The organism is Actinoplanes aureus (assembly GCF_015704865.1).
GTDB classification, from domain to species: domain Bacteria; phylum Actinomycetota; class Actinomycetes; order Mycobacteriales; family Micromonosporaceae; genus Actinoplanes; species Actinoplanes aureus.
Genome location: NZ_JADQTO010000005.1, coordinates 362,469 through 382,555, shown reverse-complemented (window position 1 = coordinate 382,555; position 20,087 = coordinate 362,469). Strand labels below are relative to the sequence as shown.

Sequence of the window (20,087 nt, the reverse complement as noted above, 5' to 3'; positions counted from 1 at the left end):
ACGGCCCGGCTGCCTCGTCCCGGGTTGGACAGATCCACCCGGACACAGGAGCTTGGTCATGAACGACGACACCACCCGCCAGAAGGTGGCGCTGATCACCGGCGCGAACAAGGGAATCGGCCGCGCGACCGCCGAGCAGCTCGCCGCAGCCGGCGTGACGATCCTGATCGGCGCCAGAAACCCGCAGCGCGGTGAGCAGGCGGCCGCGGAGGTGCGTGCGGCAGGCGGCGACGCCCATCCGGTCATCCTGGACGTCACCGACCCGGCCACCATTCAGCAGGCCGTGCGGTGGGTCGAGGACCGCTTCGACCACCTCGACGTGCTGGTCAACAACGCGGCGATCACCGGTTCCGGGCAGGTCTCGCCGGAGAACGCCCACGACCAGGTTCCGAGCACGGTTCGCCTGGACATGGTCCGGGCGGTGTTCGAGACGAACGTCTTCGGGGTGATCGCGGTGACCAATGCCGTGCTGCCGCTGCTGCGACGCTCGCCGGCCGCGCGCATCGTCAACGTCAGCAGCACTGCCGGGTCGCTGACCATCGCCGCCGACCCCGACGGGCCGCTGGCGGGGCTGCTGGCGTCGGCCGCGTACTCGCCGTCGAAGACCGCGCTGAACGCACTGACCGTGCAGTACGCCAACGAATTGCGCAAGGACGGCATCCTGGTCAACGCCGCCGATCCCGGCTACGTCGACACCGACATCAACAACCACACCGGGTTCCTCACCCCGGCGCAGGGCGCCGCGGTCGTGGTGCGCCTGGCCACGCTCGACGGAGACGGACCCACCGGCCAGTTCTTCAGCGAGAGCGGCCCGGTGCCCTGGTAGCGGCCACGCGGTACACCACGCCGGGAGCCTCCGGTCCGCGACGTCCGCTGCGCCGCGGACCCGGCCGATTCGCGGCGCAGCGGAGCCGGTCAACCCCGGCGCAGGTACTCGGCGGGCAGGTCCGCGGGGGCGGCCGGCGCGCCGAGGTCGGCCGGGCCGCGGCCGCCCGGATAGCCGGGATAGGTGCGGTTGCCCGGCGCGACGCCGAGCACCGATGCACGGCGCGGCGGGAACCACCGCAACGCCCGCGACCGCGCCTTCAGCCCGGCGCTCGCCAGCGCGGAGACCCAGCGCGGCGCGGGCTGGAACCCGAAGGCGCGCAGCACCGGCTCGTCCAGCATGCCGCGTACGCCCAATCGCACGACCGGGCGCAGAAAAGCCGGGAACCAGCGCGCGAACAGCTCGACGGTGTACTGGCCGATCTCCCGGTTGGTCTCGGAGAAGACGAATTCGCGCCGCTCGTACTCCTGCTTGAAGTCGCGGTAGGCCGCGAAGTCGCCGGGGATGTCGCGGATGCCCATCCGCTTGCCGACCTCGCTGTAGTAGTGGAAGGCGGCCAGTCGCTCGTTCTCGTGCAGGGGCCGCCAGCCGTACCGGTCGAGCCAGTCGATCGGGTCGTAGACGAACGTGGAGAGCACATAGAGCATGTCGTCGTTGCTGATCGCATACCGGCCGTGGGCATGGTTGATCACCCGCAGCGCCTCCTTGCCGCGCGGCGAGTCGTACCCGTGCGCGGCGACCTCGGCCATCAGCAGGGCGGTGTCGTCGTAGCGTTTCTGCGGCCGGTCCCGGAACTCGCCGGTGGCGGCGAGCAGCCGCGAGATGCTCGGCACGCAGTAGGTGCGGAACAGCGCGAACTCCAGCGCACGCGTGTAGTCCCAGGGGAACTCCAGCCCTGCCGAGATCTGGTAGATCTCCAGGTGGTCGCGAACCGGGTCGAGGCGGGCGATGCGGTCCAGGTGACGTGTCACAACAGCTCCTTCACCCGGGCCAGCAGGCGGGCCGGATCCTCGCCGATCGGGGTCACGTTGAGAATGGTGACACCCGATTCGGCGTAGGCGGCGATGCGCTCCCGCACATACGACTCCGGGCCGATCAGGCTGGTCCGCTCCAGCAACTCGGCGGGGACCGCGGCGGCCGCCTCCGCCTTCCGGCCCGACAGATACAGCTCCTGGATCTTGTCGGCCTCGGCGGCATAACCGTACCGGCTGACCAGGTCGTGGTAGAAGTTGCGGCCGCGGGCGCCCATCCCGCCGACGTAGAGGGCGATCATCGGGCGGGCCAGGTCACGAAGGCCGGTCACGTCGTCGCCGATCGCCACCGGTCCCCCGGCCACCACGTCGAGCGGACCGAGCTCGGTGGACCGGCGCGCGGTGCCGGCGGCCAGGGCGCCGCCCCAGATCCCGGTGGCCTTCTCCGGCATGTACAGGAACGGGTGCCAGCCGTCGGCCAGCTCGGCGGTCATCTTGACGTTACGGTCGCCGAGGGCGGCCACGTGGATCGGAATGCGCTCGCGGACCGGCCTGGTCAGCATCTTCAGCGGCTTGCCGAGGCCGGTGCCCTGGTCCGGTGGCAGCGGCAACCGGTAGATGCCGTCGAACTCCAGGACCTCACGACGCCAGGCGGCCCGGCAGATCTCGATCGTCTCCCGGGTACGCGCGAGCGGCCGATCGTAGGGCACACCGTGCCACCCCTCGATCACCTGCGGGCCGGAGGCGCCCAGGCCCAGGATGGCCCGGCCCCGGGACAGCGCGTCCAGGCCGGCGGCGGTCTGGGCGAGCAACGCGGGGGTACGCGAGTACAACGGCAGGATCGACGACCCGATCTCCACCCGTTCGGTACGGGCGGCCAGGTAACCCATCACGGTCGGCGCGTCGAACCCGTACGCCTCGGAGACCCACACGACGTCGAGCCCGGCGTTCTCCCACCCGGCCACCTCGTCCGCGACGGCGCGCGGGTCTCCGGCGTACATCAAAGACGTGCCGAGCCGCATCACTCTTGCCCCCTATTTGATATTTGATACCGTAAGCCGCTGAATCGTCGGAGGTGAAGATGGCGTTGCCGGTCGAGCGCCCGCAACTGTCCGAAGAGGTGGCCGCCGCGCTGCGCGGCCGGATCATGTCCGGCGAGCTGCGCCCGGGCACCCGGATCCGCCTCGAGGAGGTCGCCGCACAACTCGGCGTCAGCATCACCCCGGTCCGCGAGGCACTGCTCACCCTGCGCGGTGAGGACATGGTCGAGTTGGAGCCGCGCAAGGGGTACGTGGTCGCGCCGCTCTCCAAGCAGGACGTGGTCGACCTGTTCCAGTTGCAGGGCAACATCGCCGGAGAGCTGGCCGCCCGGGTCGCCGAGCAGATCACCGAGGGGCAGCTCGCCGAGCTGACCATGACCAACCAGCTGCTGCTGCGGGCCATCCGGGCCCGCCGGACGGTCGACATCGAGCATCTGGAGTTCGCCTTCCACCGCGGCATCAACCTGATCGCGCAGGCTCGGAAGCTGAGCTGGTTCCTGCACGTGGCGACCCGTTACACCCCGGCCCGTTTCTACGCCGCCGACCCGGGTTGGCGCGCCGGGGTGCGCGACGACCACGCGGAACTGCTGGCGGCGTTCGCCGCGCCCGATCCGGCGACGGCTCGCGCGGTGATGACCCGGCACTTCACCGACGGCGCACAGCTGCTGATCAAGCACCTGGACGACCTGGGCATCTGGGACTGACACCGGCCGCCCTCACCCCGCGCCCCGGGCGTGCCGGAAGCGGAAGAGGCGGCGAGCCCGCTCCAGCGCCGCGGGATCGCGATCCAGCCGCATCAGGTCGATCGGCGCCGAGAACCGCTTCCAGGTGACCGACTGCGCCCGGCTGAACTCGCGCAGCCCGTCAGCACCGTGAATACGCCCGAACCCGGAGTCACCCACTCCGCCGAACGGCAGGGACGGAACCGCCGCGAACCCGAGCACCGAGTTGATCGAGACGGCACCCACGCGCAGGCGGCGGGCCAGCGCCGCCGCGGCCTGCCGGTCGGCGGAGAAGATCGAGGCAGCGAGGCCGTAGCGGGTGGCGTTGGCACGCTCGACGGCCTCGTCCAGGTCGGCCACCGGGTCGACCACGAGCACCGGACCGAAGGTCTCCTCGGTCGCCGCCGCGCTCCGTGGTGGCACATCGGTGAGGACGACCGGATGCACGAACGGCGCCTGCACCGAATCCGGCCCGCCGACGACCGCCCGGCCGCCGCTCGCGAGGGCCTCCGTCACGTGGGCGCGGACCACCTTGATCTGCTCCGGTGTGGTCATCGGCCCGTACGCCAGCCCGGGCTCGATCTGTTTCGCCAGGGTGGCCAGCCGGTCCAGGAAGTCGGCGTGAACGGCCTGAACCACAAAGACACGCTCGACGCCCGCACAGGTCTGGCCCGCGTTGCCGAACCCGCCGAACGCCGCAGCCCGGGCGGCCGCGTCCAGGTCCGCGTCCGCCGCCACGATCATCGCGTCCTTGCCGCCACCCTCGACGACGATCGGGGTGAGCCGGCGGGCGCAGGCCGCCATCACGAGGCGGGCGGTGGCGGCCGAGCCGGTGAAGGCCACCTTGTCCACACCCGCGTCGACCAGTGCCGCACCGGTCTCCCCGGCGCCGAACACCGCCTGGAGCACCGGGTGCTCCGGCACCGCCCGGGCCCACGCGCCGGCCAGCCAGGCCCCCACGCCCGGCGTGTACTCACTGGGTTTGAAGACCACCGCGTTGCCGGCGGCGAGGGCGTAGGACACCGAGCCGAGCGGTGTGTACACCGGATAGTTCCACGGGCCGATCACGCCGATCACGCCGAGCGGCCGATACTCCAGCGCGGCGCCCTGATCGGCGGCGAGCAGGCCGCTGCGCACCTTGCGGCGGCGCAGCACCCGCCCGGCGTTGCGGGCCGCCCAGTCCAGGTGCTCGACGGCGAGCATCACCTCGAGGACGGCGTCACCCTGCGGCTTGCCGGTCTCCGCGCGGATCAGCGAGGCGAGCTCGTCGACGCCCGCGGCGATCGCCCGTTTCCAGCTCAGCAGCCGATCCCGGCGTGCCCGGTAGCTGAGCCCGGCCCACCAGGTCGCGGCCGCCCGGGCCCGGGTGACCGCCTCCCGGACCGCTTCGGTACCCGAGATCTCGTACTCCCCCAGCAGCTCCTCGGTGGCTGGAGAAAGGGAACGCAGCCGGCTCATCACGCCTCCCAGATTTGATATTTGATATGCTACGGTGGCTGTCAATACCCGCTCCGAACTGGGCGTATCCGCAGAAGGGATCGACATGATTCTGGACCTGACCGATGAGCAGCGCGCCTTCGCGGCCGCCGTCGACGACTTCTGCCGCCGCGAGGCCGGCACCCGCGCGCAGCGGGACGCCCTCACCGACCACGGTCGCCACGCCCATCACCAGGACACGTACCAGAAACTCGCCGATCTCGGCTATCTCGGCGTGGCCATCCCCGAGCAGTTCGGCGGAGCCGGCGGCGGCATGGTCGACACCTGTCTGTTCCTGGAGCGGATCGGCTACGGCCTGCTGCCCGTCGGCGGCTTCGCCACCTCCGCGATCGTCGCGTCCGCCGTGCAACGCTCCGGCTCCGAGGCGCAGAAGAAGACGGTGCTCGGCGGCCTGACGTCCGGCCGCACGTTCTCCATCGCCATGTCCGAGCCCGAGGCCGGTTCCGACGTCGCCGCGCTGGCCTGCCGCGCGGCACCCGGCCCAGACGGCGGCTATGTGATCAACGGCCAGAAGACCTGGTGCTCCAACGCCCACTTCGCCGACGCGATCCTCCTGGTCGCCCGCACCGGCGGTGCCGCCGGCGACCACGACGGCCTGACCATGTTCCTGGTCCCGGCCGACACCCCAGGCCTGCGCGTCTCCGGCATCCAGACGATGGGCGGCAAGGAGGTCAACGACCTGTACTTCACCGAGTGCGCACTACCCGCCGACTCAGTCGTGGGCACGGTCGGCGGCGGCTGGTGGCAGCTGATGGCCGGCCTCAACGTGGAGCGGCTCATCCTAGCCGGCCTGATGCTCGGCACGGCCCAGCGCGCCTTCGACGACACCCTCGACTACATCAAGCAGCGCAAACAGTTCGGCCGCCCGATCGGCAGCTTCCAGGTCCTGCGCCACCGCATCGCCGACCTGGCCACCGAGATCGAGTGCTGCAAGCTACTCGTGCACCGCACCGCCCAGCTGGTCGACCGCGACCCGGCGAAGGTGCTGCCCCGCGAGAGCTCGATGGTCAAGCTGAAGACCACCGAGGTCGCGCGCGAGACAGCCCTCGCAGGCATGCAGATGATGGGCGGCTACGGCTACGCCAGCGAATACGACATGGAGCGCCACGTCCGCGCCACCCTGGTCTCCACCATCTACGGCGGCACCAGCGAAATCCAGCGCGACATCATCGGAAAGACTTACGGCCTTTAACCCCATCATCGGTACGGGCCACGAAAGGTCCCCAAGCCACCCCGCGACCACCTGCCACTCAAGGCCGATCGGCGCCCGCCGGGCCCAGGCAGATGGTCGCGCCGCGCGTGCCGCGCAGAAAACCGCAGCCCTCACGCCCCGGCCGGGATTAGCGAACGCGCCGCCGGACGGCCCGGCCAGCCGCCCCCGCAAGCCGTGACCGGCCTCGGCAGACGCGCGGGTGAGCGGCTCGGGCGCGTCGTTAGTCGACGGCTGCTCGCAAGGTCCAGGACGTGAGGCGGGGGCGGTCGGGCAGCGAGATCCGGCCGGTGCACCAGAGCAGTGCGTGCACCGGGTCGCCGCCGGGTGCGTTCGGGAAGAGGCGGGTGAGGACGGCGGCGCATAGCGGGGGCGGCGGCTGCCAGGCGAGGTGGAGGCCGTTGGCTATGTCGTAGGTGTGCAGCAGGATCTCGTTGACCCCGAGCGCGGCGAAACCGGAGGGGTCGGTGGGGCCCCAGTGCCATGCCCGGGCGTCCGGGCCGGCGGCGCGCAGCGCGACGCCGAGCAGGTCGGCGCTCGCGGCGGCGATCTGGAGGATCTGCGGCGGCGTCGCCTCGGGACGGACGGTCAGGTCGAGGGGCAGGTAGGCGTCGTCGGCCCGGGCGGTGAGCTGGGTGGCGTAGGCGAGAAGGTCGTGCGCGATGTGGGCGGCCGTCTCCCGGCAGCTCCACTCCAGCGTTCCCGCCGCCACGCCCCAATCGGCCTCGGCCGCCGGAGTCAGCGCGGCCAGCATCGCGGTCTTCGCCGCTTCCACATGATCGGCATTCATCGCTGACAGCATGGCAGGCGCCGCACCGAGGCAAGCGCGACCCGGAGGCAGGCACGCACCGGACCGGGCCATGCGCACACGAGCGCGCAGGCGCGGGGCCGAGCCACACGCGACCCCGAGCGGGCAGGCACGCGGCGCGCCGAGGCACGCGGGCGGCCAGCGTGCCGGGCCGGGCCACGTGCGGCACAAGCGCGTCGGCAGCGCGGGGCCGCAGCGGGCGAGGGCTGGCGCGGGGGTAAGTGGCGGCCTGGGAGTCTGAGGGGCGGGAGCGGGGCGCGGGTGGGACATAGACTCGCGGCGTGGAGTTTGGTGTTGGTTACTTTCCCACTCATGACGCGATGCGGCCCGGTGAGGTTGCCCGGCGGGTTGAGGAGCGTGGGCAGGATGCGATCTTCTTCGCCGAGCACACCCACATCCCGGCGTCCCGGGAGACGGTCTATCCGGGTGGCGGGCAGCTGCCGCGCAAGTACTGGCACACCTATGACCTGTTCGTCGCGCTGACCGCTGCGGCGGCGGCTACCTCGCGGCTGCGCGTGGGCAGCGGCATCTGCCTGGTCACCGAACGGGATCCGATCGTCACCGCCAAGGAGGTGGCCTCGATCGACCACCTCAGCGGGGGGCGGTTCGAGTTCGGGGTGGGCGCCGGGTGGAACCGGGAGGAGATGGCCAATCATGGCACCGATCCGCGTACCCGGATGCGGCTGATGAGCGACCGGGTCCGGGCCATGCAGGCCATCTGGACGCAGGACGAGGCGTCCTACAGTTCCGAGTTCGTCAAGTTCGACCGGATCTGGTCGTGGCCTAAGCCGGCGCAGAAGCCGTGGCCGCCGGTGCTCGTCGGTGGGGAGGGGCCGACGGTGCTGGACCGGGTGCTCGCGTACGGGGATGGCTGGTTCCCCAACTACAGTGCGTCGGTACCGGGCCGGATCGCGGAGTTGCGGGCCCGCGCGGACCGGCCCCTCCAGGTGCAGGTGATCACCGCCCCGGCGGATCCGCGCGTCCTGGAGCAGCTGGCGGAAGCCGGGGTGCACCGGGCGTCGACGTGGCTGCCGTCGGGGCCGTGGAGCGTGGTCGAAGCCAAGCTGATCCGGTGGGAGAGCGCGATCGCCGAGTTCAACGGCCGATGACTCCGGCCGAGCGGTTCGCCACGGCCCGGGTGGCGCGTCTGGCGACGGTCACCCCGGAGGGCGCCCCGCATCTCGTACCGATCGTGTTCGCCCTGGTCGGGGATGTGATCAGTACGGCGGTCGACGGGAAGCCGAAGCGGCACCGGCGGCTGCGGCGGCTGGCCAACATCGCGCACGAGCCGCGGGTCAGTGTGCTGGCCGATCACTACGACGAGGACTGGTCGATGCTCTGGTGGGTTCGGGCGGACGGCCTCGCCACCATCGAGGAGGAGCCGGAGCCGGCGCTGCTGGGCCGCTACCCGCAGTACGCCGAGGTGCCACCGCCCGGCCCGTTCCTGCGTATCCATGTGGAGAAGTGGACCGCCTGGTCGGCGTCCTGATCAGTCGGCGATGCGGGGTGGGCGGTTCTCGTACGGCGTGGAGAGCACCACCGTCGTCCGCGTGGTGACGTTCGCCCCGGTACGGATCTCCTGGAGCAGCCGTTCCAGGTCGGCGGGGCTCTTCACCCGGACCAGCAGCATGTAGAAGTCCTCACCGGCGACCGAGTAGCACGAGTCGATCTCAGTGAGGTGAGCGAGCCGGTCGGGAGCGTCGTCCGGCTGCGACGGGTCGAACGGGCGGATCGCCACGAACGCCGTCAGCGGCAGATCGAGCGCCTCGTAGGACACCCGGGCGGCGTAGCCGGCGATCACACCGCGCTGTTCGAGGCGGCGGACCCGCTGGTGCACGGCGGAGACACTCAGCCCCACCCGCTCGGCCAGGTCGGTGTAGGACAACCGGCCGTCCGCGGTGAGGGCCGACACGATCGCCCGGTCGATCTCTTCCACGGCCGTCACACTACTTGCCCGTAGGGCCGGACCGGTCGGCGACCGGCCCGGCAGGAAGGCGGCGGATCAGCCGGTCATCGAGCGGGCGATCACCAACCGCTGGATCTGGTTGGTGCCCTCGACGATCTGCAGCAGCTTCGCCTCCCGGAACCAGCGCTCCACCGGGTGGTCGGCGACGTAGCCGTACCCACCGAGGACCTGGACCGCGTCGGTGGTGACCCGCATCGCCGCGTCGGTGGCGAACAGTTTCGCCTTCGCCGCCTCGATGGAGAACGGCCGGCCTGCGTCCTTGAGCCGGGCCGCCGCGAGCAGCAGCGCGCGGGCCGCCGACACCTGGGTGGCCATGTCGGCGAGCATGAAACCGACGCCCTGGAACCGCCCGATCGGCCGGCCGAACTGGTCACGCTCTTTCGCGTACCCCGTCGCGTAGTCGATCGCGGCCTGTGCCAGGCCGACCGCGCAGGCTGCGATGCCGAGACGCCCCGCGTCGAGGGCCTGCATGGCGATGGCGAAGCCTTCGCCCTCCGCACCGACCAGCCGGTCGCGCGGCACCCGGGCGTTCTCCAGGACGATCTGCGCCGGCGCCGCGGCACGCAGACCCATCAGGCGTTCCCGCGGCTGCGGCAGCAGCCCGGGCGTGGCGGCGTCGGCCAGCAGGCAGGAGATGCCGCGGGCGCCGGGCCCGCCGGTGCGGCAGAACAGGTTGTAGAAGTCGGCCGTGCCGCCGTGCGTGATCCACGCCTTGGTCCCGTTGACCACCCACTCGTCGCCGTCGGCGACCGCCCGGGTGGCGAGGCTCGCGGCGTCCGAACCGCCCTGCGGCTCGGACAGGCAGTAGGCGCCGAGCAGATCCCCGCCGAGCATGTCCGGCAGCATCTTGCGCTGCCGCTCGGTGCCGAAGGCGGCCACCGGAAAGCAGGACAGCGTATGCACGCTGACCGCTTCGGCGATCGACAGCCAGCTGCCGGCCAGCAGTTCCAGGACCTGGAGATAGACCTCGTACGGCTGGGCCGCGCCGCCGTCGGCCTCCGGGTACGGCAGCCCGAGCAGCCCGGAGTGTCCCAGGGTGCGCAGGATCTCGCGCGGGAACTCGCCGCGCGCCTCGAAGTCGTCGGCCTTCCCGGCGAGCTCGCGGGTGATGAGCTCGCGGGTGAGGTCGAGGAGGTCGTGTGCTTCAGGGGTGGGAAGCAGTCGGTCCACGGTCATGTGACGAGCTTAACGCTCGTTAACCCGACGGCGTGACCAGCCCGGTCTCGTAGGCGAGGACCACCGCCTGGGCACGGTCGCGCAGGTCCAGCTTGGCGAAGATGCGTGCCACATGAGTCTTCACCGTGGCCTCGCTCAGTGTCAGCGTGTCGGCCAGTTCGGTGTTCGACAGACCGCGTCCGAGCAGGGTGAGCACCTCCAGCTCGCGCGGGGTGAGCGCGGCCAGGTCGCGGTGCACGGCGGGCGGACCGTCGCCGGCCGAGGCGAAGCGCTGCACCAGGCGGCGGGTGATCGACGGCGCGAGCAGGGCGTCGCCGGTGCCGACCAGGCGTACCGCGTTGGCCAGATGGTCGGCGGTCACGTCCTTGAGCAGGAAGCCGCTGGCGCCGATGGCGAGGGCCGCGTAGACGTACCGGTCCAGGTCGAAGGTGGTCAGCATCAGCACCCGGCAGGCGGAGTTCTGGGCCAGGATGCGCCGGGTGGCCTCCAGGCCGTCCATGCCGGGCATCCGGATGTCCATCAGCACCACGTCGGGACGCAGGCGGCGTTCGGCGGCGACGGCTGCGGCGCCGTCGGCGGCCTCCCCGGCGACCTCGATGCCGCGCGCGGTGAGGATCAGGCGGAATCCGGCCCGGATCAGCTCCTGGTCGTCGACGATGAGCACTCGCGGCCCCCTCGTAGAGGTCATGACGAGGCCTCCAGGGGGATGCGGGCGCGGACCCGGTAGCCACCGCCGAGCCGGCGGCGGGCGTCCAGGTCGCCGCCGTAGACGGCGACCCGCTGCCGCAGCCCGAGCAGGCCGCGGCCGGCGCCGTCACCGTGGCCGGCCGACGACGGCGCACCGCCGGTGAGCACGCTCGGGCCGGTGGTCAGCACCTCCACGCGCAGGGCGTGGTCGGCGTACCGGATGGTGACCTCGGCCTTGCCGCCGGCGCCGTGCTTGAGCGCGTTGGTCAGGGCCTCCTGCACGATCCGGTACGCGGTGACGTCGATCCCGGACGGCAGCGGCCGCGGTTCGCCGGAGACGCGCACCTCGACCGGCAGGCCGGCGAACGCGATCCGGTCGATCAACCGGCTCAGGCTGCTCAGCGTCGGCTGGGGCGCGAGATCCGTACCCTCGTGGTCTTCTTCTCCGTCGGCGGCCGGCGCCAGCAGGCCGAGCAGATGCCGCAGCTCGGTCATGGTGGTCCGGCCGGCCTTCTCCACCGCCTCCAGGGCGCCCACCGCCTCGTCCGGCATCGTGGTCAGGACCTCGCGGGCCGCGCCCGCCTGCACGATCATGACGCTGACGTTGTGGCTGACGATGTCGTGCAGCTCGCGGGCGATCCGGGCGCGCTCCTCGTCCACAGCGGTCCGAGCGGCCACCTGACGCTCGCGTTCCAGCAGCCAGCCGCGCTCCCCCATGGACCGCTCGTGCCGGCGCCGGACGCGCAGCAGGGCCACGCCGAACCCGGCGGCGGCGAGCGACGCCGCCACCAAACCGATACCGAGCAACACCGTCCCCACGACGGACACCCTGTCAGAAGCGCGCGCCGGGCACATCATCCCGGGCGCCGAGGGCCATACATCTCCGGGATGAGAGCGGCGGCGGGTTGCATCCGCCGGTGGATGACCGACGGGGTACGCCCTCCGTAGCGTCCTTCCCATGACGACAGACAGCCGAGTGGTACGCCTGGACGGCGTCCGCAAGGAATACGGGGACACGGTGGCACTGGACGGCGTCTCGCTGGAGATCCACGCCGGTGAGGCGGTGGCCGTGATGGGGCCTTCCGGCTGCGGCAAGTCCACGCTGCTCAACATGATCGCCGGCCTGGACCGGCCGACCGCCGGAGAGGTCACGGTGCACGGCGAGCGGCTGGACACGATGAACGAGAAGGGCCTCGCCCTGTTCCGCCGCCACCACCTCGGCATGATCTTCCAGTTCTTCAACCTCCTCGACGACCTGCCGGCGCTGGACAATGTCGCGCTCGCCGCCCAGCTCACCGGCACGTCGGCCGGGGTGGCCCGCAAGCGCGCGATGGAACTGCTCGACGAGCTCGGCATCGCCGACCGCCGGGACGTGTACCCGGCGGCGCTCAGCGGTGGCGAGCGGCAGCGGGTCGCGGTGGCCCGGGCGCTGATGAACCGGCCCGCGCTGCTGCTCGCCGACGAGCCGACCGGCGCGCTCGACAGCAAGGCCGGTGAACAGGTGATGGACCTGCTGCTGGACCTCAACCAGATCGGGCAGACGCTGCTGATCGTCACGCACGACGAGCGGCTCGCCCACCGGTGCGCGAGCCGGCTGATCGAGCTGGCCGACGGCCAGGTCGCCCGCGAGTCCGCCCTGGACCGGGTATGAACGCCGTCTGGAGAACCGCCCGGGCCGCGGTGCGGCGCCGCAAGCTGCAGACGTTCGTGATCTTCCTGGTAGTGCTGATGTGCACCGCCACGGTGACGGTGTCGCTGGTCCTGCTGGACGCCGCGTCGGCGCCGTTCGACCGGGCCTTCGCGGAACAGAAGGGCGCCCACGCGGTGGCCGCCTACGACCCGGCGAAGGTGACCGGCGCCCAGCTCGCCGCGGCCCGCACCGGCGTGGAGGCGGCGAACGGGCCGTTCGGCCAGGTGGTGCTGGAGCCGGACGACAGCCCGGCGCCGGGCGTCGACGGGCCGCTCACCGTGGTCGGCCGGGCCGACCCGGGTGGGGCCGTCGACCAGATCGATCTCTGGCGGGGGCGGTGGCCGTCCGCGCCGGGCGAGATCGTGCTGGACGAGACGCCGCAGTTCGACGGGTGGGCGCTCGACATGCTCGACGCGCAGAAAACCGTGACTGCGGACGGGAAGACGTTCACCGTCGTCGGGTGGGCGTTCAGCATGAGCGGGTCGGCCGACGCCTGGGTGACGCCGGAGCAGGTCGCCGCGCTGAACCCGACCGGTACGCAGATGCTGTACCGCTTCGACGGCGACGTGTCGAGCCGTTCCGCCGTCGATCAGCGCCTCGCCGGGGTGACCACGGGGCTCCCCGGCGGCGCGCTGCTCGCGGCCCAGCCGTACCTGGTGCTCAAGGAGCAGGCGGCCGCGCAGCCCGGTACCTATCTGCCGTTCCTCGCCACCTTCGGGGTGCTCGGCCTGCTGGTCGCGGTGATCATCGTCGCCAACGTGGTGAGTGGCGCGGTGATCTCCGGGTTCCGGCACATCGGCGTGCTCAAGTCGCTCGGCTTCACGCCGCGGCAGGTGGTCGCCGTCTACCTGACCATGGTGTCGGTACCGGCCGTGGTGGGCGCGGTGCCCGGAACGGTGCTCGGCGCGATCGCGGCGCGGCCGATGCTGTCCGACACGTTCGCGGGACTCGGCTTCGGGCAGGACACCAGCGCCCGCCTCTGGGTCTGGGTCGTGTCGCTGCTGGGCGTACCGGGACTGGTCTTCCTGGCCGCGCTGCTTCCCGCCCGGCGTGCCGGCCGGCTCTCCGCCGCCGAGGCGATCAGCGCGGGCAGCGCGCCGCGGCGCGGCCGCGGGCTGCGAGTGCAGCGCAAACTGAGCGGTACGCGCCTCCCGCGCGCCGTCAGCCTCGGGCTGGGCCTACCGTTCGCCCGTCCCGGCCGCACCGCCCTCACCATGGCCTCCCTGCTGCTCGGGGTGGTCACGGTGACCTTCGCGACCGGCCTCTCCGACTCGATCATCCGGGTCGCCGAGGTCGGTGCCCAGTCCGGCGGCGACATCGGGGTGCGGGCCAATCCCCGGCCCGGTGGCCAGCAGGCGAGCACCCGATCGGACGCCGAGGTCGAGCGGATACTGCGCGGCATCGCCGGCGTCGAACGGGTCGCGGTGGCCGTCGGGCGGCAGGTGACCGTGCTCGGCGACAGCGAGCCGATCCTGTTCAACTTCGCCCGCGGCGAGGTCGCCGAGATGGGGTACCGGGCTCAGCTGCTGGAGGGCCGCTGGATGGCCGCCGCGGACGAGGTGGTCGCGCCGAGCCAGCTGCTCAACGAACGCAACCTGGCGATCGGTGACCGGCTCACCGCCGAGATCGACGGGGTACGCAGCACGTACACCGTGGTCGGCGAGACGGTTCGCGGCTTCCCCGGCCCGGAAGGCCTGTTCGCCCACTGGCGCGAGTTCGCCGACGCCCGGCCGGGGGACTTCTTCTACCAGGTGCAGGTCACCGACGGCACCGACGCCGAGGCGTACGCCGCCGCGGTGCAGGCCGCCGACCCCGGGCTGTTCGCCTGGGCCAACAACGGCAACAACGAGTTCGCCGTGGTGGTGACCTCCTTCTCCACCGTGCTGGCCCTGCTGCTGGCCACGGTGGCGGCGCTCGGGGTGCTCAACACGGTCGCCCTCAACATCCAGGACCGGCGGCGTGACCTGGGCATGCTCAAATCGATCGGGATGACCCCGCGCCAGGTGGTGACCATGACGGTGACGTCGATGGCGGCGCTCGGCGTGGCCGGCGGGCTGATCGGGGTGCCGATCGGGATGGCCGCGCACGGATGGGTCGTGCCGCTCGCCGCGGACTCCGCGAAGGTCCGTCTCCCGGACTACGTGCTGGCGGTCTGGGACCCGGCGACCCTCGCCTTGATGGTGTTCAGCGGCGTATTGATCGCGGTACTTGGTGCGCTGCTGCCGGCCCGGCGGGCGGCCCGCCTGACCATCGCCCGGGTCCTGCACAACGAGTGAGGCACGGGTGCGAGCTGTCCGCCTTCCGTCACCGCGGACGGCGGACAGCCAATCGTCAATATTCTGGGCGGCGGGAGCAACCGTGAACGTTCTCGCCGCCGTCGTCTCCGTCGTCACCGGCTCGGCCCTCGCCTGGTTCATCGGGAGCCGGGTCACTTTCGGCTGGGACGAGGTGAAACGGCAACGCGAGTCGGATCTGGCCGCTCTCCGGTCGTTCTACGACTGCTACGGGAAGTTCTTCGCGACCTGGAAGGCATGGAACATCTACGTCCGTGCCCGCGGCACTCGGCCGGACGGGTCCTTCCCGGTCACCGACGACAAGGCGTGGGCCCTGCTCCGCGACGCCGAGGCCGCTGAGGGCGGATTCGAGTCCATCCTAGTCAAGCTCGCCGCGGAGTACGCGACGAGCGAGCGGGACCAACTGCTGCTCGCCTCCTTCCGGCAGGGAGCCCAGTCGCTGCGCGAGGAGATGCGGGACGGCCGGGAGCTGAGCTGGAAGGCACAGCCGACCTCCGTGGACCGGCCGCAGCACCCGGACCAGCGCCTCCTCGACTACCGCAGATACCGGGCCTTCAAGGCGCTGAGCGAATACGTGGCGCTCCGGCTGGCCGACGGGCCGCGCCCCCGGAGCACCACATCACCGCCGCGCGACCGGATGACCCTGTTGCTCGGTCTGCGCCCAGCGCGCGCTACCGACGAAGCTGCCGCGGTGACCGCGCTCATCAAGATCACTCAGACCGCCGGCATCGCGGACCGCTGGTACCGGATCGCCGAGGACGTGTTCCACCTGCCGGACGCCCGGTCCGGCGCATCCGCCGAGGTGGGGAGGCAGGTCATGACGAACACACCGACGCAGGCACCACCGGCCGGTAACGGGAACAGGATCGTCTTGCACGGGCGGCGATGGCTGCGGTTCGTGGACCGGCATCGCCGCTCCCTGCTGGACTGGGCGGCCGCGGTGCTCTTCCTGCTGAGCCTGCTCATTCTCGGCCTCGCGTTCGCCAACGACTCGGTGGGCCGGCTGACCACCTCGGACCTGGTGCAGCTGGGCAGCGTGCTCCTCGCGGCGGGCGGGATCCTGCTCGGCATCGGAGGCGGTCGGCGCGATTCCTGAGCAGCGCCACTAGGGTGGTGCCGTGAACCGACCACTGCTGGCCGTCGACGCCCCGAGCCTGTATTTCCGTGCGTTCCACGGCATCCCGGAGAAGGCCGCACAGACCCCGGCCGGTGAGCCGGTCAACGCGATCCGCGGCTTCATGGACATGCTCGCCCAGCTGATCCGCACCCGGCAGCCCGACCGCGTGGTCTGCGCGCTGGACGCGAGCTGGCGACCGGCGTGGCGGGTGAAGCTCGTCCCGTCGTACAAGAAGCATCGCGTGGCACACGGCGACGTCGAGGAGGTGCCGGCCTCGCTGGAGCGACAGGTTCCGATCCTGCTGGAGGTGCTGGCCGCGATCGGCATCCCGGCGTTCGGGGTGGACGGCTACGAGGCCGACGACGTGCTCGGCACGCTCGCCGCGACCCAGCCCGCCCCGGTCGAGGTGGTCTCCGGCGACCGCGACCTGTTCCAGCTCGTCGACGACGCCCGCGGCACCCGGCTGCTCTACTGCGGCCGCGGGGTGGCCAAGCTGGACGACGCCGACGAGGCCCTGGTCCAGGCGAAATACGGGGTGCCGGCCCGCTGGTACGCGGACTTCGCGGCGATGCGCGGCGACCCGAGCGACGGGTTGCCCGGGGTGCCCGGCGTCGGGGAGAAGACCGCGGCCCGCCTCATCGAGCGCTACGGCGGGGTGGAGCAGATCCTGGCGGCTCTCGACGATCCGGGCGCCGGGTTCGCTCCGGGCGTGCGGATCAAACTCGATGCCGCCCGGGAGTACCTCGCCAAGGCCCTGCCGGTCTGCAAGGTGGCACTGGATGTGCCGCTGCCCGCCTTCGAGGCGGCGCTGCCGAAGGCGCCGCACGACGGTGACGCGCTGCTGGCGCTCGCCGAGCGGTGGAATCTGGCCGGCTCCGCGCGCCGGCTGGTGGATGCCCTGGCGAGCTGAGCACCGGTTGCCGGGCGGTTGCGGCTCGGTCACCGGTCTCAGGTCGGCGCCGGCGGCTCCGATACGGCGGGTCGGCAACCCCGCCGACCGACGATCGGAGTACGCACTTTGTCGACGCGAGCGGCTCGCGCGTGCTTCGGCGCCTGGATCGTGGCGCTCACCGGGCTCTACTACGCCCTGCCGGACACCCACCTCTACACCTGGGCGGCGCTCGGCTACTCCTGCGCCGCCATGGTGCTGGTCGGCGTACGGCTGAACCAGCCGGCACGCCGGGCACCCTGGTATCTGATCAGCGCCGCGCTGGCCTGCTTCACCACCGGTGACAGCTGGAACAACCTGGTCCTGGCGATGGGCCGGGAGCCGGCCTTCCCGGGCGTCGCCGACCTGTTCTTCGTGCTGGTGTACCCGCTGCTCACCGGCGGCCTGCTGATGTTCGTGCGGGCCCGCTCGGGCGGCGGCACCAACCGCGCCGCGCTGCTCGACGCACTGGTCCCGACGGTCGGCCTCGGCCTGGTCGCCTGGGTGTACTGGATCGCCCCGTTCACCCGCTCCGAGTACCTGTCCCTGCTGGAGAAGCTGGTCTCGATCGGCTATCCGCTCGGCGACGTGCTGGTCCTGGCGATGATCCTGCGGATGCTGACCGGCGCCGGCAAGCGTGGCGGCGCGGTGACCACCATCGGGCTGGCCATGGTCGGGCTGCTCGTCTCCGACATCTTCTTCGGCCAGTCGCAGCTGAACAGCGACTGGGCGCCGGGCGGGCCGGTCGACCTGGGCTGGGTCGTCTTCTACTCGCTGATGGCCTTCGCGTCGCTCCAGCCGTCGATGCGCGCGCTGACCCGGCCCGCCGAACGGGCCCCGGCCGACATGGGCCGGCACCGGATCTTCTGGCTGGCCGCGGCCGCGATGATCGCGCCGGCCGTGCTCGCCGTCGAGTACGCGAAGGGCCACGAGATCGAGGCGGCCCGCGACGGCGTCGTCGACGCGCCGGTGATCTCGGCCGCCGCGACGGTGATGTTCCTGCTGGTCCTGGGCCGAGTGGCGGACCTCGCGCTGGCCCAGCGGCAGGCCGGCATCCGGGAGCGCGCGCTGCGCCAGGCCGGTGCGAGCCTGTTCGCCGCCACCACCGCGGACGACGTGGCGGTCGGTATCCGGCGCGCGGCGGCCCGGCTGATGCCGGCCGGCGAGCCATACCACCTGGAGATCGTCCCCGAGCTCTTCCCCGGCGACGCGGAGGTCAGCGTTCGCCTGATGACCGCCGAGGAGCTTCCGCACGGCGGGGCCGGTGGCTTCACGCACGCGCTCTACGGCACCCAGCCGATGCCCGGCGGCGGTTACGGCGTACTGGTGATCGGTGCGCCGGAGGAGGTCCTGATCACCGTGCGCCCGGCCTTCGAGACGCTCGGCGCGCAGGTCGCCGTGGTGCTGGAGCGGATCGCGCTGACCGCCGAGATCAGCCGGCGGGACACCGAGGCCTACTTCCGCACGCTGATCCGGGCCGCCGCCGACGTCATCCTGATCCTCGACGACGACGGCACCATCCGGTACGCCAGCCCGTCGGCCGAGACGCTGTTCGGGCGCGGCGACCCGACCGGGTCACCGTTCGCCGGCTTGCTCGCTCCGGACTCGCAGGAGGCGCTGCGCGAGGTGTGGGCCCGGATCGTCGGCTGCGCCGGCGACCTGGACGGCATCGACCTCGCGGCGGACCGCGACGGGCGGCGCGTGGAGATCGAGTGCGATCTGCGCGATCTACGGGAGGATCCGACCGTACGCGGACTCGTGGTCACCCTTCGCGACGTGACCGAGCGGCGCCGCCTCGAGGACGACCTCAGCCACCAGGCGTTCCACGACTCCCTGACCGGCCTGGCCAACCGGGTGCTGTTCCGGAACCGGCTCGAGCAGGCGTTCAGCGTCGCCGAGCGGGACGGCGCCACCCTCGGCGTGCTCTTCGTCGACCTGGACGACTTCAAGGAGGTCAACGACACGCTCGGGCACGCCGTCGGTGATCAGCTGCTGCTCACCGTCGCGCGGCGGATCTCCGCGATCATCGGGGCCGGCAGCACCGCGGCCCGCATGGGCGGGGACGAGTTCGCCGTACTGGTCGAGCAGAGTGACAGTGCCGACGCCGCCGAGGACGTGGCCGCACGGCTGGTGGCCGCGCTGGCCGAACCGATCGAGGTGACCGACGCCGCGGGTGCGGTGCACCAGGTCAGCGGTGCCGCCAGCGTCGGCGTCGCCACCAGCCGGGAGGCGGAGAACGCCACCGAGCTGCTGCGCCACGCCGACCTGGCGCTCTACCTGGCCAAGGGCCTCGGCAAGGGCGCCTGGCAGCGGTACCAGAACGACCTGCACACCCAGATGGTGCAGCGGCTGGAGATGCGGTCGGCCCTGCACGAGGCTATCGAGGACGAGCAGTTCGTGCTCCAGTTCCAGCCGATCGTCGAGCTCGGTGACAAGCGGATCACCGGCGTCGAGGCGCTGGTCCGCTGGCAGCACCCGGCTCGCGGGCTGCTCGGGCCGTTCCACTTCGTGGAGGCGGCCGAGGAGAGCGGTGCCATCGTCGGCATCGGCTCGTGGGTGCTGCGCGAGGCCCTGCGCCAGTTCGCGCAGTGGCGGGCGGAGAACCCGGCGACGACGCTGCGGTACGTGAGCGTCAACGTCTCGGCGCGCCAGTTCCGCGTACCGGACTTCACCGACGTGGTGCGCAAGGCCCTCGAGGAGACCGGTGCCCGGCCGGAATGGCTGCTGCTGGAGATCACCGAGAGCCTGGTACTGCGGGACGCCGACAAGGTCCTGGCGGACCTCAAGGCGCTGCGCGCCATGGGGGTGCGCATCGCGATCGACGATTTCGGTACGGGGTACTCCTCGCTGAGTTACTTGCGGCAGATGCCGGTGGACGTGCTAAAGCTGGACAAGTCGTTTATCGACGACATTCTGCACAGCCGGCAGCAGCACGCCCTCGTCGACGCGATCGTCACCCTCGCCCACAACCTGGACCTCGCCGTGGTCGCCGAAGGCATCGAGGAGGCCGGGCAGCACGCGGCCCTGGACGTCATGGGCTGCCAGTACGGGCAGGGCTACCTGTTCGCCAAGCCGCTCTGGCCCACCGAGATCCCGGCCCGGACCGCCGCACCGGAGGCAATGGCAACCGTGTGACAAGTTTTTGATAGCCCTGG

Annotated in this window: 18 protein-coding genes; 10 read left to right on the top strand and 8 right to left on the bottom strand. The window is 71.8% G+C overall.

The features are described 5' to 3' along the window. The first annotated feature begins 58 nt into the window (after positions 1-58). Positions 59-826, top strand: a complete 768-nt coding sequence (locus I4J89_RS13250; protein ID WP_196414208.1) for an SDR family oxidoreductase — start codon at positions 59-61, stop codon at positions 824-826. Between the two features lie 89 nt (positions 827-915). Here the strand turns inward: I4J89_RS13250 and I4J89_RS13245 are convergent, their stop codons facing one another. Together I4J89_RS13245 and I4J89_RS13240 are read right to left on the bottom strand one after the other, a co-directional pair. Next, the gene (locus I4J89_RS13245; protein WP_196414207.1) at positions 916-1,797 is read right to left on the bottom strand and encodes an oxygenase MpaB family protein; all 882 of its coding nucleotides are present in this window, start codon (positions 1,795-1,797) and stop codon (positions 916-918) included. Further along, the gene (locus I4J89_RS13240; protein WP_196414206.1) at positions 1,794-2,819 is read right to left on the bottom strand and encodes an LLM class F420-dependent oxidoreductase; all 1,026 of its coding nucleotides are present in this window, start codon (positions 2,817-2,819) and stop codon (positions 1,794-1,796) included. Before I4J89_RS13240 ends, I4J89_RS13245 begins: the two co-directional genes overlap by 4 nt. A 59-nt stretch (positions 2,820-2,878) precedes the next feature. Between I4J89_RS13240 and I4J89_RS13235 the strand changes: the two genes are divergently transcribed. Beyond that, on the top strand, positions 2,879-3,541 hold the full coding sequence (locus tag I4J89_RS13235) for a GntR family transcriptional regulator (protein WP_196414205.1): 663 nt from the start codon (positions 2,879-2,881) through the stop codon (positions 3,539-3,541). Positions 3,542-3,553: 12 nt separating this feature from the next. Here the strand turns inward: I4J89_RS13235 and I4J89_RS13230 are convergent, their stop codons facing one another. Continuing rightward, positions 3,554-5,017 (bottom strand): aldehyde dehydrogenase family protein, encoded by a 1,464-nt coding sequence (locus I4J89_RS13230; protein WP_196414204.1) that lies wholly within the window; start codon positions 5,015-5,017, stop codon positions 3,554-3,556. 85 nt (positions 5,018-5,102) lie between these two features. Between I4J89_RS13230 and I4J89_RS13225 the strand changes: the two genes are divergently transcribed. Beyond that, positions 5,103-6,248 carry an acyl-CoA dehydrogenase family protein gene (locus tag I4J89_RS13225; RefSeq protein WP_196414203.1) on the top strand — a complete coding sequence of 382 codons (1,146 nt, stop codon included), beginning with the start codon at positions 5,103-5,105 and terminating at the stop codon, positions 6,246-6,248. Between the two features lie 241 nt (positions 6,249-6,489). Here I4J89_RS13225 and I4J89_RS13220 read toward each other — a convergent pair whose 3' ends face one another. Next, complete coding sequence (locus I4J89_RS13220; protein WP_196414202.1) at positions 6,490-7,056, bottom strand: maleylpyruvate isomerase N-terminal domain-containing protein; 567 nt, start codon at positions 7,054-7,056, stop codon at positions 6,490-6,492. A gap of 299 nt (positions 7,057-7,355) precedes the next feature. On the opposite strand from I4J89_RS13220, the gene I4J89_RS13215 reads away from it, so the two are divergent. Continuing rightward, complete coding sequence (locus tag I4J89_RS13215) at positions 7,356-8,183, top strand: LLM class F420-dependent oxidoreductase (protein WP_196414201.1); 828 nt, start codon at positions 7,356-7,358, stop codon at positions 8,181-8,183. Further along, positions 8,180-8,563, top strand: coding sequence for a TIGR03668 family PPOX class F420-dependent oxidoreductase (locus I4J89_RS13210; RefSeq protein ID WP_196414200.1), 384 nt, complete (start codon positions 8,180-8,182; stop codon positions 8,561-8,563). The genes I4J89_RS13215 and I4J89_RS13210 overlap by 4 nt, the downstream gene beginning before the upstream one ends. On the opposite strand, the gene I4J89_RS13205 is transcribed toward I4J89_RS13210, so the two are convergent. The 4 genes from I4J89_RS13205 to I4J89_RS13190 all read right to left on the bottom strand — a co-directional run bounded on the left by I4J89_RS13205 (position 8,564) and on the right by I4J89_RS13190 (position 11,620). Beyond that, positions 8,564-9,010: an Lrp/AsnC family transcriptional regulator gene (locus tag I4J89_RS13205; RefSeq protein ID WP_196414199.1), complete on the bottom strand. Its 447-nt coding sequence runs from the start codon at positions 9,008-9,010 to the stop codon at positions 8,564-8,566. Between the two features lie 66 nt (positions 9,011-9,076). Beyond that, positions 9,077-10,216 (bottom strand): acyl-CoA dehydrogenase family protein, encoded by a 1,140-nt coding sequence (locus I4J89_RS13200; RefSeq protein WP_196414198.1) that lies wholly within the window; start codon positions 10,214-10,216, stop codon positions 9,077-9,079. A gap of 19 nt (positions 10,217-10,235) precedes the next feature. Continuing rightward, on the bottom strand, positions 10,236-10,904 hold the full coding sequence (locus I4J89_RS13195) for a response regulator (RefSeq protein WP_196414197.1): 669 nt from the start codon (positions 10,902-10,904) through the stop codon (positions 10,236-10,238). After that, positions 10,901-11,620 carry a sensor histidine kinase gene (locus I4J89_RS13190; protein WP_230858922.1) on the bottom strand — a complete coding sequence of 240 codons (720 nt, stop codon included), beginning with the start codon at positions 11,618-11,620 and terminating at the stop codon, positions 10,901-10,903. The genes I4J89_RS13195 and I4J89_RS13190 overlap by 4 nt, the downstream gene beginning before the upstream one ends. A gap of 241 nt (positions 11,621-11,861) precedes the next feature. Between I4J89_RS13190 and I4J89_RS13185 the strand changes: the two genes are divergently transcribed. The 5 genes from I4J89_RS13185 to I4J89_RS13165 all read left to right on the top strand — a co-directional run bounded on the left by I4J89_RS13185 (position 11,862) and on the right by I4J89_RS13165 (position 20,067). Continuing rightward, entirely contained in the window at positions 11,862-12,554 is a 693-nt protein-coding gene (locus I4J89_RS13185; protein ID WP_196414196.1) for an ABC transporter ATP-binding protein, read from the top strand. Further along, entirely contained in the window at positions 12,551-14,869 is a 2,319-nt protein-coding gene (locus I4J89_RS13180; protein ID WP_196414195.1) for an ABC transporter permease, read from the top strand. Before I4J89_RS13185 ends, I4J89_RS13180 begins: the two co-directional genes overlap by 4 nt. Before the next feature lie 82 nt (positions 14,870-14,951). Then, entirely contained in the window at positions 14,952-15,983 is a 1,032-nt protein-coding gene (locus tag I4J89_RS13175) for a hypothetical protein (protein WP_196414194.1), read from the top strand. A 22-nt stretch (positions 15,984-16,005) separates the two neighbouring features. Then, positions 16,006-16,914 carry a 5'-3' exonuclease gene (locus I4J89_RS13170; RefSeq protein WP_196414193.1) on the top strand — a complete coding sequence of 303 codons (909 nt, stop codon included), beginning with the start codon at positions 16,006-16,008 and terminating at the stop codon, positions 16,912-16,914. A gap of 108 nt (positions 16,915-17,022) precedes the next feature. Then, positions 17,023-20,067, top strand: a complete 3,045-nt coding sequence (locus I4J89_RS13165) for a putative bifunctional diguanylate cyclase/phosphodiesterase (protein WP_230858841.1) — start codon at positions 17,023-17,025, stop codon at positions 20,065-20,067. Positions 20,068-20,087 lie beyond the last annotated feature (20 nt).